Annotated in this window: 13 protein-coding genes; 11 read left to right on the top strand and 2 right to left on the bottom strand. The window is 48.8% G+C overall.

Annotation, left to right across the window (positions count from 1 at the left end; translation table 11 throughout):
* Window positions 1–121 precede the first annotated feature (121 nt).
* The 5 genes from queA to secF all read left to right on the top strand — a co-directional run bounded on the left by queA (window position 122) and on the right by secF (window position 6,515).
* Window positions 122–1,147 carry a tRNA preQ1(34) S-adenosylmethionine ribosyltransferase-isomerase QueA gene (gene queA / locus GZ78_RS25970; protein WP_034843000.1) on the top strand — a complete coding sequence of 342 codons (1,026 nt, stop codon included), beginning with the start codon at window positions 122–124 and terminating at the stop codon, window positions 1,145–1,147.
* Between the two features lie 149 nt (window positions 1,148–1,296).
* Complete coding sequence (gene tgt, locus GZ78_RS25965; protein ID WP_034843069.1) at window positions 1,297–2,409, top strand: tRNA guanosine(34) transglycosylase Tgt; 1,113 nt, start codon at window positions 1,297–1,299, stop codon at window positions 2,407–2,409.
* A 231-nt stretch (window positions 2,410–2,640) separates the two neighbouring features.
* Entirely contained in the window at window positions 2,641–2,979 is a 339-nt protein-coding gene (gene yajC / locus GZ78_RS25960; protein WP_034842998.1) for a preprotein translocase subunit YajC, read from the top strand.
* 730 nt (window positions 2,980–3,709) lie between these two features.
* The gene (gene secD, locus GZ78_RS25955; protein ID WP_034842996.1) at window positions 3,710–5,572 is read left to right on the top strand and encodes a protein translocase subunit SecD; all 1,863 of its coding nucleotides are present in this window, start codon (window positions 3,710–3,712) and stop codon (window positions 5,570–5,572) included.
* Between the two features lie 10 nt (window positions 5,573–5,582).
* Window positions 5,583–6,515: a protein translocase subunit SecF gene (gene secF / locus GZ78_RS25950; RefSeq protein ID WP_034842993.1), complete on the top strand. Its 933-nt coding sequence runs from the start codon at window positions 5,583–5,585 to the stop codon at window positions 6,513–6,515.
* A 387-nt stretch (window positions 6,516–6,902) separates the two neighbouring features.
* On the opposite strand, the gene GZ78_RS25945 is transcribed toward secF, so the two are convergent.
* Entirely contained in the window at window positions 6,903–7,142 is a 240-nt protein-coding gene (locus GZ78_RS25945) for a transposase (protein WP_051786570.1), read from the bottom strand.
* Window positions 7,143–7,420: 278 nt separating this feature from the next.
* Here GZ78_RS25945 and GZ78_RS25940 point away from each other — a divergent pair, with 278 nt between their 5' ends.
* Entirely contained in the window at window positions 7,421–7,960 is a 540-nt protein-coding gene (locus GZ78_RS25940; protein ID WP_034842991.1) for a hydrolase, read from the top strand.
* A gap of 48 nt (window positions 7,961–8,008) precedes the next feature.
* Here the strand turns inward: GZ78_RS25940 and GZ78_RS25935 are convergent, their stop codons facing one another.
* Window positions 8,009–8,824 (bottom strand): inositol monophosphatase family protein, encoded by an 816-nt coding sequence (locus GZ78_RS25935; protein ID WP_034842988.1) that lies wholly within the window; start codon window positions 8,822–8,824, stop codon window positions 8,009–8,011.
* A 446-nt stretch (window positions 8,825–9,270) separates the two neighbouring features.
* Between GZ78_RS25935 and trmJ the strand changes: the two genes are divergently transcribed.
* From trmJ to iscU, 5 genes are all read left to right on the top strand, one after another.
* The gene (trmJ, locus tag GZ78_RS25930) at window positions 9,271–10,071 is read left to right on the top strand and encodes a tRNA (cytosine(32)/uridine(32)-2'-O)-methyltransferase TrmJ (protein ID WP_236631702.1); all 801 of its coding nucleotides are present in this window, start codon (window positions 9,271–9,273) and stop codon (window positions 10,069–10,071) included.
* Between the two features lie 219 nt (window positions 10,072–10,290).
* The gene (gene cysE / locus GZ78_RS25925; protein ID WP_034842985.1) at window positions 10,291–11,097 is read left to right on the top strand and encodes a serine O-acetyltransferase; all 807 of its coding nucleotides are present in this window, start codon (window positions 10,291–10,293) and stop codon (window positions 11,095–11,097) included.
* A 380-nt stretch (window positions 11,098–11,477) separates the two neighbouring features.
* The gene (gene iscR / locus GZ78_RS25920; RefSeq protein WP_034842983.1) at window positions 11,478–11,954 is read left to right on the top strand and encodes a Fe-S cluster assembly transcriptional regulator IscR; all 477 of its coding nucleotides are present in this window, start codon (window positions 11,478–11,480) and stop codon (window positions 11,952–11,954) included.
* Between the two features lie 102 nt (window positions 11,955–12,056).
* Window positions 12,057–13,271, top strand: coding sequence for an IscS subfamily cysteine desulfurase (locus GZ78_RS25915; RefSeq protein ID WP_034842980.1), 1,215 nt, complete (start codon window positions 12,057–12,059; stop codon window positions 13,269–13,271).
* Between the two features lie 27 nt (window positions 13,272–13,298).
* On the top strand, window positions 13,299–13,691 hold the full coding sequence (gene iscU / locus GZ78_RS25910) for a Fe-S cluster assembly scaffold IscU (RefSeq protein ID WP_034842977.1): 393 nt from the start codon (window positions 13,299–13,301) through the stop codon (window positions 13,689–13,691).
* Window positions 13,692–13,713 lie beyond the last annotated feature (22 nt).

Below are 13,713 nucleotides of genomic sequence, written 5' to 3'. Positions count from 1 at the left end.
ATGTTGTTTTGATGTTGTTACAGACATTTTCATGAAGGGAGTGATACTTTCATGAAGCTGGATGGAGTCGTTGAGCGGCTTATGGCTGTTTTATTTTCAGGTACCAGACCACACACCTATTATGCGCGTCAGTGATTTTGATTTTGAGCTGCCCGATGAGCAGATTGCCCGGTTTCCTGCTCAGGAACGTACCGGGAGTCGTCTGTTGCGGCTGGATGGTCCAACAGAGACCATAACCCATGGCCAGTTTGCCGATGTAGAAAGCCTGCTTGAGCCTGGCGACCTGCTGGTCATGAATAACACCCGTGTCATTCCGGCCAGACTGTTTGGCCGCAAAGAAACCGGCGGTAAACTGGAGGTTTTGATAGAGCGAGTGCTTGAAGAACGTAAGGTATTGGCTCATGTTCGTTCCAGTAAGGCGCCTAAGCCCGGCAGTCGTATCTTTCTGGCGGATGACTGTATAGAAGCAGAAGTGACCGGCCGACAAGGGGCTCTGTTTCTGATTGATTTTGATGAGCCAGTACTGCCGCAGTTGCAGGAACATGGCCATATGCCTCTGCCTCCTTATATAGATCGTGAAGATGGCAGTGCTGATCGTCTGAGGTATCAAACCGTATTTGCGGAAAAAGACGGTGCAGTAGCGGCGCCTACAGCTGGTCTTCACTTTGATGAGGCTATGCTGCAGCGGTTGAAAGAAAAAGGCATTGAGCAGGCGTTTGTTACTTTACACGTTGGTTCGGGGACTTTTCAGCCCGTTCGGGTTGATAATATCGCTGACCATGAAATGCATTCTGAGTACATAGAAGTGCCCGAAGCGGTTTGTGCAGCGGTCAAGGCTGCTCGTGCCCGAGGTAATAAGGTGGTGGCTGTAGGGACGACTTCGGTTCGTTCTCTGGAGTCAGCTTCCCGTGACGGTGAGATCAAGCCCTTCTTTGGTGATACGGATATTTTTATTTTTCCGGGCTATGAGTTCCGCTCTGTGGATGCCATGATCACAAATTTCCACCTTCCTCAATCCACACTGCTGATGCTGGTCAGTGCGTTTTCGGGTAAAGACGCCATTCTTCGAGCCTATAACGAGGCGGTGAAAGAAGGGTATCGATTCTTCAGTTATGGCGATGCCATGTGGTTGACTCGTAAATCCTGAGCAGATTGTAAGAAAGTCGGAGATCGGGCTTGAAAAAGCCCTGATGCGCTCCCACTTTAAATTTAATTCTTTTTTAGAAATGTTGTCGGATGGGTGCAGGCTGCTGTGCCCTCTGAATTGAGAGGCTCATGAGTAGAGAAGAGTGCTTCATGCAGTTCGAAGAGCTGGCCACTGATGGTGAAGCTCGACGTGGACGTCTGACCTTTCCCCGGGGAACGGTTGAAACACCGTGCTTTATGCCGGTTGGTACCTATGGCACCGTGAAAGGCATGATGCCCAAGGATATTGAAGATACCGGCGCGGAAATTATTCTTGGGAATACTTTTCACCTGATGTTGCGTCCGGGTACTGAGATTATTCAGGAGCATGGCGATCTGCACGATTTTAATCAGTGGCAGGGACCGATTCTGACAGACTCAGGTGGCTTTCAGGTATTCAGCCTGGGCAAGCTGCGAAAGATTACCGAAGAAGGTGTTTCTTTCAAGTCACCGGTCGATGGCTCTCCAGTCTTTTTGAGCCCGGAAGTGTCTATGCAGGTTCAGCGTGAACTGGGTTCTGACATCGTCATGATCTTTGACGAATGCACAGACGGTGAAGCGACCGAAAAAGAAGCGGAAGACTCCATGGAGTTATCGCTGCGCTGGGCGAAACGATCCAAAGAGGCTCATGGTGACAATCCTTCGGCTTTGTTTGGCATTATCCAGGGTGGAATGTTCGAACATCTGCGTGATCGTTCTCTGGAAGGCCTGGCTGAGATCGGTTTTGATGGTTATGCCATTGGTGGCCTTTCTGTGGGTGAAACCAAGGAAGATATGATGCGTATTTTGTCACATATCACCAATAAAGTGCCTCAAGGTTATCCCCGTTATCTGATGGGGGTGGGTAAGCCGGAAGACATTGTTGAAGCCGTTCGTCGCGGTGTGGATATGTTTGACTGTGTAATGCCAACTCGTAATGCCCGTAACGGTCATTTGTTTGTGGATGAAGGTGTCATTAAGATCCGTAACGCCGTTCATAAGCGGGATGCGAGCCCATTAGAAGAAAGTTGTGACTGCTATACTTGCCAGAATTTTAGTCGCTCCTATCTGCATCATCTGGATAAGTGTGGTGAGATTTTGGGCTGCATGCTCAACACTATTCACAATTTGCGCTACTACCAGAGAGTTATGGCGGGTTTGCGAGACGCCATTGAACAAGGTAAATTGGACGACTTTGTCGAAGAATTCTACCGAAAGCGTGGACTTCCGGTGCCGGCTCTGTGAGAGCCTGACAGAGATTAGTGTCCGAATATAAGGTTTTGGAGAGCGAGAGAACGTTTTCACTGGATTTGTGCAAATAGTTGACCTATTTAATCAAGCTCAGTGTAAAAGTGATCGTTCTTTATGAGCTTTAGGAAGGGCTGTCTACTCTCGGGTCAGACTCTTGGAGTGCACACGATCCTGCTTTTTGTTGTGATGGAATTTAACTGTTTATTGTCTTTAAGGAGTATTTGAATGATCCCATTTATCAGTCCGGCATTTGCTGAAGCGGCTGGCGCAGCCTCTGCGGGTCCAAGCATGTATGGGCAGCTGATTATGCTGGGCGGTTTTGTCCTGATTTTCTGGTTGCTGATCTGGCGCCCACAATCCAAGCGAGCCAAAGAGCATAAGAATCTGCTTGGAAACCTGTCCAAGGGTGATGAGGTTGTGACCACAGGCGGTATTGTAGGCAAGGTAGTGAACACTACTGATGAGTTTATTACTCTTCAGGTTGCTGAGAATCTTGAGCTGAACTTCCAGAAGTCTTCAGTTGCAGCTTCTCTGCCCAAGGGCACTATAAAAGCCATTAAATAACAGCTGTTAGCTGGGAGCCTGTCGGACTTAAGACAATTTCGGCCTGAAATCCAGAAAGAACGGCCATCTTTTCCGTTGAATTTGCTTAGATAGGTCAACTATTCGCACAAATCCAACGAAAAGCTGACTCGCTCTACTGAATTTCATGCTCGAAAGCTGAAGTCCGACAGGCTTCTAGGAGGCTGACCGAGAATAGACAGCCCGGCCTAAAATCCAGAAAGAACGGCCATCTTTTCCACTGAATTTGCTTAAATAGGTCAACTATTCGCACAAATTCAGTGAAAAAGCTGACTCGTTCTACTGAATTTTATGCTTGGATGCTATTCTCGGTCAGCCTCCTAGGGAAATAATTTTTCGCACTTTTGATGATTGAAAATTATTTCACGATAAAAAAGCGCGACCGGACATCGAAGACGGTTTCCGGTTATCTCTGGAGAAACGGATTTTGCCTGGGTATCAGGGAGAATATTCGTTCCCTGAACAGGCATTAGGAGCCTGACTGAGAATAGATCATCCGGCCTGAAATCCAGAACGAACAGCCGCAGCTTTAAGTGGTTCTAAACAGCTCCGTTGAATTTGATTGAATAGCTGAACTATTCGCACAAATACAACGAAGCTACCCAGAACGTTCAAGGCTGTGTCTGGTTCTACTGAATTTTATGCTTGTGCACTATTCACGACCAGACTCCTGATCCAGGCATTTAATATATAGAACAGGAACCGGTGGGCCATGCTCAATCGATATCCCCTGTGGAAGTACCTGCTGATTGCAATGATTGTTGCACTTGGTTTTGTGTACGCTCTACCTAACTTGTACCCCGATGATCCTGCTATACAGATATCGGGCGCTAGCTCATCAGAGACGATCACTGCTGGTGTGCAGGCAAAGGCGCAAAAAGCACTGGATGCGGCCAATATAGAGGCCAAAGCCAGTGATACTGAAAATAATGCCTTGTTGATTCGACTGAAGCATGCTGATCAGCAGCAGCTGGCGAAATCAGTTATTAAAGATGCTCTGGGCGATGATTATATTGTTGCGATCAACCTGGCTCCGACTACGCCAGATTGGTTGACTTCCATTGGCGCTTATCCCATGAAACTGGGTCTGGATCTGTCAGGTGGTGTACATTTCCAGTTGGAAGTGGATACCGATCGGGCTGTTAAGACCAAGCTGGATATATCTAATACAGAAATCAGAGCGCTTCTGCGAAAGGAAAGGCTGCGTTATCGTACTATGCCTGACCGTACAGACGGAGCCCGTCAGCTGGCCTTCCTGGATGAGGCCACTCGTGATAAGGCTGAACGGAGAATCAAGCGAGAGTTTCCAGATTTGCTGGTAGAGACAGAAGATCTGGGTGAGCGTTATGTGGTTTCCTACCGTTATTCAGAACAATATATACGTGAACTGGAAGATTATGCGGTCAAGCAAAACCTGACGACAGTTCGTAACCGTGTCAATGAACTGGGTGTGTCTGAGCCTCTGGTACAACGTCAGGGACGTAACAATATTGTTGTTGAACTGCCTGGTGTGCAGGATACCGCTGAAGCCAAGCGTATTCTGGGTAAAACCGCTAACCTTGAATTCCGCCTTGAGGCTTTGGCAAACGCTTCTCGCAGTAATACTGAGTCTTTTGACTATCGTGGTCGTTCAGTTAATCTGGAACGCGACATCATTATTACCGGTGAGCGGGTTTCCAGTGCTCAGTCCAATTTTGATACCGAAAGTGGTCAGCCGCAGGTAAACATCAGTCTGGACAGTACTGGTGGTAAGAAGATGAATAATGCTACCCGAAATAATATCGGGCGAAGCATGGCGGTTATTTTCATCGAGCAGAAACCTGTGACGCGTACTGAGACCCGTGAAGTTGACGGAGAAAAGGTTAAGGTCAAAGTGCCTGGCTTCCGTGAAGAAAGACGGGTAATCAGTCTTGCAACCGTTCAGTCGGCACTGGGTAACCAGTTCCGTATTACCGGCCTGGACTCCTCTGGAGAAGCTTCTGAGCTGGCGCTGTTGCTGCGTGCTGGTTCCCTTGCTGCTCCTATGTACTTCGTTGAAGAGCGAACCGTAGGTCCGAGCCTGGGTGCCGAGAACATCAAGATGGGGGTGGACTCCACATTGATGGGCCTGGGTATGGTTGTCATGTTCATGATGGTGGTATACCGGGTATTTGGTCTGTTGGCTAATATTGCTCTGGCTATCAACCTGATGCTGTTGACCGCTGCGATGAGTATCTTTGGTGCAACACTGACCATGCCGGGTATAGCCGGTATAGTGCTGACACTGGGTATGGCTGTAGATGCCAACGTTCTGGTGTTCTCGCGAATACGTGAGGAAATCAAGTTGGGTCGGCCGGTTCAGCGTGCTATTCACGATGGTTATGACCGGGCCTTTGTTTCGATCTTTGACGGAAACATTACTACGCTGCTGGTGGGGTTGATCCTCTTCGCAGTGGGTACAGGTCCGATCAAGGGCTTCGCTGTGACTCTGTCTATCGGTATCGTCACATCCATGTTCACTGCGATTATGGTAACCCGTTCACTGGTGAATCTGGTGTATGGCGGTCGTCGTGATCTCAAGAAACTGAGCATTTGAGGTGGTCACAATGGCAGATCAAAAAACAGCCTTGGGCGATAAAACAATCAATTTTATGAAGTTGCGTACTTACGCAACCATTCTTTCCATTGTGATGATCGTTGGCTCCCTGGCTTCTCTGGCCACCAAGGGAATTAACTGGGGGTTGGATTTTACCGGCGGTACCCTGATTGAGCTTGTCTATGATAAGCCAGCTAACACGGAAAACATTCGTGGGCAGTTGGGTGAGGCAGGATACGGTGATGCAGTGGTTCAGGAGTTCGGTTCAGTCCGGGATATTCTGGTTCGAATTCCTGGCGATGATCCCGCTCTGGGTCACAATATTGCCAAGCTGCTTGATCAGAATCACGATGGCAGTGTTGTCGTTAAACGGGTTGAGTTTGTTGGGCCTCAGGTAGGTGAACGACTGCGAGAGCAGGGCGGTCTGGGAATGCTGATGGCGCTTGGCATGGTTATGCTTTACATCGCTTTCCGCTTCCAGTTTAAGTTCTCTGTTGGCGCGGTTTTGGCCTTGACTCATGACTCTATTATCGTGCTTGGCTTGTTTTCCATGCTGCAGTTGCAGTTTGACCTGACCGTTCTTGCGGCGATTCTGGCAGTGATAGGTTACTCGTTGAACGATACTATTATTGTGTACGACAGGATTCGTGAAAACTTCAGGAAGCTGAGAAAGGGGGATGCCGATGAGATAATCAATGTTTCCCTGACTCAGACTCTCGGTCGGACATTGGCAACCTCTGGTACCACTCTGATGGTGCTGCTTTCACTCTTCCTGTTTGGTGGTGAAATGATCAATGGTTTTGCCACCGCACTGATAGTCGGTATTGGTGTGGGTACTTATTCCTCCATCTACATTGCCTCCAATCTTCTGATCTACATGAAGATCAGTCGCGAAGATCTGATTGTTCCTGTTAAGGAAGATGATGTTGATCAGACGCCTTGAGAATACTGATTGATATGCTTATCTTTTAAGTGCTTAAACGTTTGATAGAAGCCGGCCCGTAAAAAGGCCGGCTTTTTTATGCAAGCCTTTCCTGTCTTTTGAGTGACTACCTATCAATTAAACTTACTTCGTTTCATTTTTATTCGTAACTACCCAGCCTGATGGAATCGAATGTTTCTGGCTTATTGAGCAGGTATCCTGCAAGACGTAACGGCGGGAGCATAACCAGCTATGTGACTAGAGTTGCAATGCGGGAGTAGTTGCCGAGGTTGCCAGAGCAATGAGTCAGAAAGTATGATTTATACCCATCGCCTTTCAAGATGCTACGTTGTTGCCAGCGTTCGCTCACCCTGATCACCTACTACTTGTAGGCTCACAGGGCTTCGCTCACTTGTCACCTGGTAGCATCTTGAAATCCAATGGGTATATAGGGTTGGGTACTTGCAGTACCGATCCACGCTCACTTACTGATTTTTTCCGGTTAGCGGCAGTTCGCCAGATATAGAGCTGAGATTCTTGTCGTTCAAGCTCTTTAGCAGCAGAAGATGCTCTGGTTTTTTCGGCCAGCTTCAATGCCTTAGCTCTGAATTCAGGGGAATGGAACTTTCTATTTTTCCTGGTAGTCATTGGTCACCTCTCAGAGTGATTTTACTCTCTTGGAGAGATGCCCAGAACTACTGCCTTACATTAAGTTCGAAAAACTGAATCAGACTCAATCCTTTCTGAAACTGAATCTTATTCTTGGCCTAGACACACCTCATTCAGGCTGAAAACCATTGTCGCCAGTTTAGACGGTTATCTGGCATTGGGTGGGCTTGGGAAAGGTGGTAAACAGGTAGAGGTTTGAATATGTTTTTAAAGGAAGGTTTATTAAACTAGAGGCTTTATCTGCTTAAGGTATCAATATGCTGAGTCGGAATAATACTGCTCTGGTGGTAGTGGATGTGCAGGGTAAGCTTGCCTCGTTAATGTATAAACAGGAAAGGATGCATGATGCCCTGGTAAGAATGGTCAAAGGGGCTCAATTGCTGGAGCTGCCTGTGTTCTGGTTAGAGCAGTTGCCAGAAAAACTTGGGCGTACGACTCCCGTGTTGGCTGAGGCGTTGAAAGGCGCGGTCCCTATGGCTAAGGCTTCATTCAGTGGTTGTGGGCAGCCGGATTTTATGGACTCATTAAAGGCTTCAGGTAAAACTCAAGTATTACTGGCAGGGATAGAGGCTCATATTTGTGTCTATCAGACGGCTCTGGATTTAATGGAGCGGGGTTATGATGTTGAGGTGGTAGTGGATGCAACTTCGTCCAGGTCCAAGCATAACAAACGACTGGCGTTAGATAAGTTGGCAAGGAAAGGTGTTGAGCTGACCAGTGTAGAAATGGTGCTCTTTGAACTGATGAAAACAGCAGAGTGTGATGTGTTTCGGGATGTGGCGAAATTAGTGAAGTGAGTATGTCTGGAAAAAGGCCTTATCCCCGGAGGGTAAGGCCCTAAGGGGTCAGCGTCCCATGTTTTCATTCGCGAATGGGCGAATGCGCTGAAGTACTTCTTTGAAACATCTTGGGTTGGCGGCAACAATCTGGCCTTTGTCCAGGAAGTCGTGCCCGCCATTAAAATCGCTGCACAGACCTCCAGCTTCCTGAATCAGCAGGGAGCCAGCTGCCATGTCATACTTCTGCAGTCCGAATTCCCAGAAGGCATCCAGGCGACCGCAAGCTACATAGGCCAGGTCCAAAGCGGCGGCACCTGCACGACGGATACCGGCAGTGTCTCCCAGCAGGGAGCGCATCATGTTCAGGTAGCCATCTACATAGTTGAGATTACTGCCAGAAAAAGGAATGCCGGTTCCAATCAGTGCGCCTTCAAGGCTTTTGCGTCCGCTTACGCGAATGCGTTTACTGTTCAGGGTGGCACCCTGTCCCCGGCTCGCGCAGAAAGCTTCATCGTGAATAGGGTCGAGTACAACGGCGTGCTCGATCCGGCCGCGATACTGGCAGGCAATGGAAATGGCAAAAGTTGGGATGCCACGGATGAAGTTGGTAGTACCATCCAGTGGATCAATGATCCAGAGGTAGTCCTTACCATCACCTTTTCCTTCAGTCATGCCGGATTCTTCACCGTAGAATCCGTGGTCGGGGTAAGCTTTCATCAGAGCGCCGATGATCGTTTTTTCGGAGGCTCTGTCTACTTCTGTGACAAAATCATTCCGGTCTTTTGCCTGAACCTTGAGACTCTCGAGGTCCTGGTGGGCGTGAAGAATAATTTCGGCGGCCGAGCGAGCTGCTCGCAGGGCCATGTTCACCATGGGTTGCATAGGCTGGACTACGTCTGACTGTGAAAGATCAATATGCTGACCGAGGGGTGCGGCAGCCTGGTACAGACTGGTTTCCTACTCCGGAATGAAAAAAAACCGGGTATTAGGCCAGTGACTGGAAAATAGTCGGCGGAGTATAACAGATGTTATTTGCGGTTAGAAACCTTTCGAAGCTGCTTCGATGAGATCGGTGGTTTTTCTGTTGGCAGGGCGCTCACAGGACTTGTCTCCACCTTCTCTAAAGAGGGACAGGTGTTATCTGCTTTACTATTGATGGTGTGGAACGTCTTCAGCTCATGGCTGTTGAAATCGGATTAGGTTACACTTGCCGATTCGATTGATTTACGCCGTGAAAGCCCCGCTTGATGCAGGTTCTTAGTGGCTTTCATGATTTTGATGAGCTGATTATTGGCTCCTTGTTGTTGATCCAAGCGAGATTTCCCCCAGTGAGTGACGCAGTCGCAATTGAGCCGTCGGTGCTCGACAATATTTCCATTGTTCTGATTAACACCACCCATCCGGGCAATATCGGAGCGGCGGCAAGAGCTATGAAGACTATGGGGCTTAGCAGGCTGGTTCTGGTTGAGCCTCTGGAGTTCCCGTCGGGCAAGGCTTTTGCACTGGCATCCGGTGCTGATGATTTGTTAGCCAATGCCAAAGTGGTCGGTACGTTGGAAGAAGCGGTGGCGGACTGTCATTTTGTAGTGGGTACCAGTGCCAGAGTGCGTGGGGTGTCGTTACCCTTGGTTGACCCTCGAGCCTGTGCCAGCCAGATTCTTGGAGAGGCGGGAGCGGGGCAGATTGCCCTGGTATTTGGAAGAGAAGATCGCGGGATGACCAACGAAGAGCTTCAAATGTGTCATCTGCAGGTGCATGTTCCTACTAATCCGGATTTCAGCTCTCTGAATCTGGGGGCTGCCGTTCAGGTTATGGCTTATGAGTTGAGAATGGCCTGGTTGGCAGTGACGCGAGGAGAGTTGCCGCTGCCTATCCCGAGGTCGCATGATCTTGCGAGTCAGGAGGATGTTGAGCGATTCTATGAGCATTTATATAAGACGCTTGTACAAATAGGCTTTCTTGAGCACAGCAGTCATGAGAAGATCATGGCTAAGCTCAGGCGCATGTATGGGCGCATTCGTCCTGATCGTGTCGAGCTGAACATTCTTCGAGGTATTTTGTCCGAAACCGGAAAGTGTGCTGAGAAGGCTGACCAAGCAGAAAAAAGTGAAAGTGCTCAGAAGACATAATAATGTGGTTGTGCCGCTCTGAGTGACGAGGAATGTTTTGTGTTGCCGCTCTTGTTGAAAGGGTGATGCTGCAAGATGTTTTTCAGGATAAACAGCCATGAGCAGGAAGTGCACCTCACCCCGAAACATGAAATGGTTACAGGGTTTAATAGAGCTGCATTTTCGTAGTAAAGAATAACAATCTGTGGAATCCAGAAGAAGCAAGTGACGATTTGACCCATGTTTGAACGTTTAAAAGAAGATATAAGAACTGTTATGGAGCGTGATCCCGCAGCTCGGGGCACCTTTGAGGTTCTTACCAACTATCCGGGACTTCATGCTTTATTATTGCACCGTGCAGCACACAAGATCTGGAAGTCAGGGTTCTGTTGGCTGGGTCGAACACTGTCCACATTCAGTCGCTGGCTAACGGGTATAGAAATACACCCGGGTGCGACTATTGGTCGACGTTTTTTTATAGATCACGGAATGGGTGTAGTCATTGGTGAAACCGCCATTATTCATGACGACGTAACACTTTATCATGGAGTGACTCTTGGAGGGACGTCGCCTAACAGGGGTAAGGAGCACCCTGCCAACCGAGGTAAACGGCATCCGACTCTTATGGAGGGTGTTGTAGTAGGGGCAGGGGCTAAAGTGTTGGGCCCCTTCGTTGTAGGGGCAAATGCCAAAATTGGTTCAAACTCTGTTGTTGTTCGTGAAGTGCCTGACGGTGCGACAGTAGTTGGTATTCCCGGGCGTATCGTTAAGAAGCGTGAAGAAGTGGACTGTCGACGCCAGAAGATGGCTGAAAAAATAGGTTTTGATGCCTATGCCGTCACTGAGGATATGCCAGACCCGACCGCTAATGCGATCTCGGCAATGCTGGATCATATGCAGGCGGTTGATGGGCGGATCGAAAAGCTTTGTCTGACGCTCAGGGAGCGAGGTCTTGACTGTGGTGACAAGCAACTTCCAGAGTTGAGAGAAGAGGATTTTGCAAGCGTGAAGTCAGACGCTGAGGGTGAAACGGTTTCACATCCGTGATTTTACTTGGATGCGTAACACCTCTTGTATACAATAGCGACGGCTTATAAGCCGTCGCATTTTTAGAAGGCTTTTTAGTATGAGGTGGCTCGCCAATACTAAATAGTGGTATCTGTTAGCGTAACTTCATTCGTTGACTGACTCTTCCCATCCCCTTTTCATTTCAGCCTTATTTTCAGGCGAAAATGGCCCTCTCACGCTATCATTTATAATACTTGACTAAATTACTCAGGTATTTCATAATCCGCTCGAATACTCGTCCTGCCCTGGTTTTTGGTTCACGTGGGGCGAAGCTGCTGCGGGGACAAGTGGCAGAATCAGTAGATTGGATTCTTTAGATAACGCCGGCTCTGGTCGGATGGTTCGGAGATGGTGCCAGCATGCGATTAACAACGAAAGGGCGTTATGCCGTGACCGCTATGTTGGACCTGGCTCTTCATGCAGGTGAAGGTCCTGTGGCTCTGGCTGATATTTCCGAGCGTCAGGGTATATCGCTGTCTTATCTGGAGCAGCTGTTCTCACGGCTCCGTCGAGGAGAGCTGGTGTGCAGTGTTCGGGGTCCTGGCGGTGGTTACCGTCTGAGTCGTGATGTTGATGAAATCTATGTGGCTGAAGTGATTGATGCGGTCAACGAATCGGTCGATGCCACCCGATGTCACGGCAGTGGTTCCTGTCAGAAGGGGGTCAAATGCCTTACCCATGATCTCTGGCATGACCTCAGTCAGCAAATCCACGAGTTCCTCAGTGGTATCAGTCTTGCTGATCTGGTAGCCAGACGTGAAGTTCAGAATGTTGCAGTCCGCCAGGATGAACAGCAGGAACTGAAAAACAAGAGCGCGATCAATAGTCTTCTTTGATGAGGGGATAGCTTTTTGATCGCAGGGACAAACAGCCTGAGCGGCTAAACACCTTGAGCGACTCGAACGACATATGGCTTCGAGCGCCTGGAGATGTACGGGATGAAACTACCTATTTACCTTGATTATTCAGCGACTACTCCGTGTGATCCTCGTGTTGCTGAGAAGATGAGTCAATGTCTGTTGTCAGAAGGCAACTTCGGTAACCCTGCATCCCGTTCACATGTATTCGGCTGGAAAGCAGAAGAAGCTGTTGAGAATGCACGCAGGCAAGTTGCTGATCTTCTGAATGCTGATCCTCGTGAAATTGTCTGGACATCAGGTGCTACTGAGTCTGACAACCTGGCCATCAAAGGTGTTGCCCACTTCTACAGTAAGAAGGGCAAGCACATCATTACTTCCAAAATTGAGCACAAAGCGGTTCTGGACACCTGTCGTCAGCTGGAGCGCGAAGGTTATGAAGTTACCTACCTTGAGCCAGACTCTGAAGGGGTGATTACCCCTGAACAGGTCAGTAATGCGCTGCGTGATGATACTATTCTGGTCAGCCTGATGCACGTCAATAATGAGATTGGTGTGGTCACGGATATTGAAGCTATTGGTGAACTGACCCGCGCTAAAAAAATAATGTTCCATGTGGATGCAGCTCAGAGTGTAGGTAAGCTGCCGATCGACATGGAGACACTCAAGGTGGATCTGTTGTCAGTTTCTGGCCATAAAATGTATGGCCCTAAAGGCATTGGTGTGCTTTATGTGCGACGCAAGCCGCGTGTTCGTATCGAAGCACAGATTCATGGCGGTGGTCATGAGCGAGGCATGCGTTCAGGCACTCTGCCAACTCACCAGATTGTGGGTATCGGTGAAGCAGCCAGAATTGCCAAAGAAGAAATGGCGATTGATAACGAGCATAGCCTGATGCTGCGTCAGCGCTTCTTAAACAGTATTTCTGATATGGAAGAAGTGCATGTGAATGGCAGCCTGGAGCGTCGTGTTCCCGGCAACCTCAACGTCAGCTTTGCATTTGTTGAGGGCGAGTCTCTGATCATGTCTCTGAAAGACATTGCAGTATCTTCCGGTTCGGCTTGTACTTCTGCCAGTCTGGAGCCGTCCTATGTGCTGCGTGCACTCGGGGTTGTCGATGAATTGGCTCACAGTTCCCTGCGTTTCAGTTTTGGTCGTTTCACAACGGCTGAAGAAGTGGATTATGCCGCCACCCAGGTAAGACAGGCCGTAGAAAAGCTGCGTGAGTTGTCACCTCTGTGGGACATGTATAAGGATGGCGTTGATCTGAACACTGTTCAGTGGGTAGCGCACTAATATCGATTTGGGTGGGAGGAAAATATCATGGCTTACAGTGAAAAGGTTATCGATCACTACGAGAACCCTCGCAATGTCGGCAAGCTGGATGACAAATCTGAAAAGGTAGGTACCGGCATGGTCGGCGCACCAGCCTGTGGTGACGTTATGCGTCTTCAGATCCAGGTCAGCGACGAAGGTGTGATTGAAGATGCCCGTTTTAAAACCTACGGGTGTGGCTCTGCGATTGCTTCCAGCTCTCTGGCAACGGAATGGATGAAAGGCAAGACGCTGGAAGAAGCAGCCGATATCAAGAACACGGATATTGCTGAAGAGCTGGCTCTTCCTCCTGTGAAGATCCACTGTTCAGTACTGGCTGAAGATGCGATCAAGGCGGCGATTGACGATTATCGTACCAAGCACGACGAATCTGCAGCCTGATCCACGGATGAGTTGCATTCAT

It is taken from the genome of Endozoicomonas numazuensis (assembly GCF_000722635.1).
GTDB classification, from domain to species: domain Bacteria; phylum Pseudomonadota; class Gammaproteobacteria; order Pseudomonadales; family Endozoicomonadaceae; genus Endozoicomonas_A; species Endozoicomonas_A numazuensis.
This window is presented reverse-complemented; position numbering and strand designations above follow the sequence as displayed.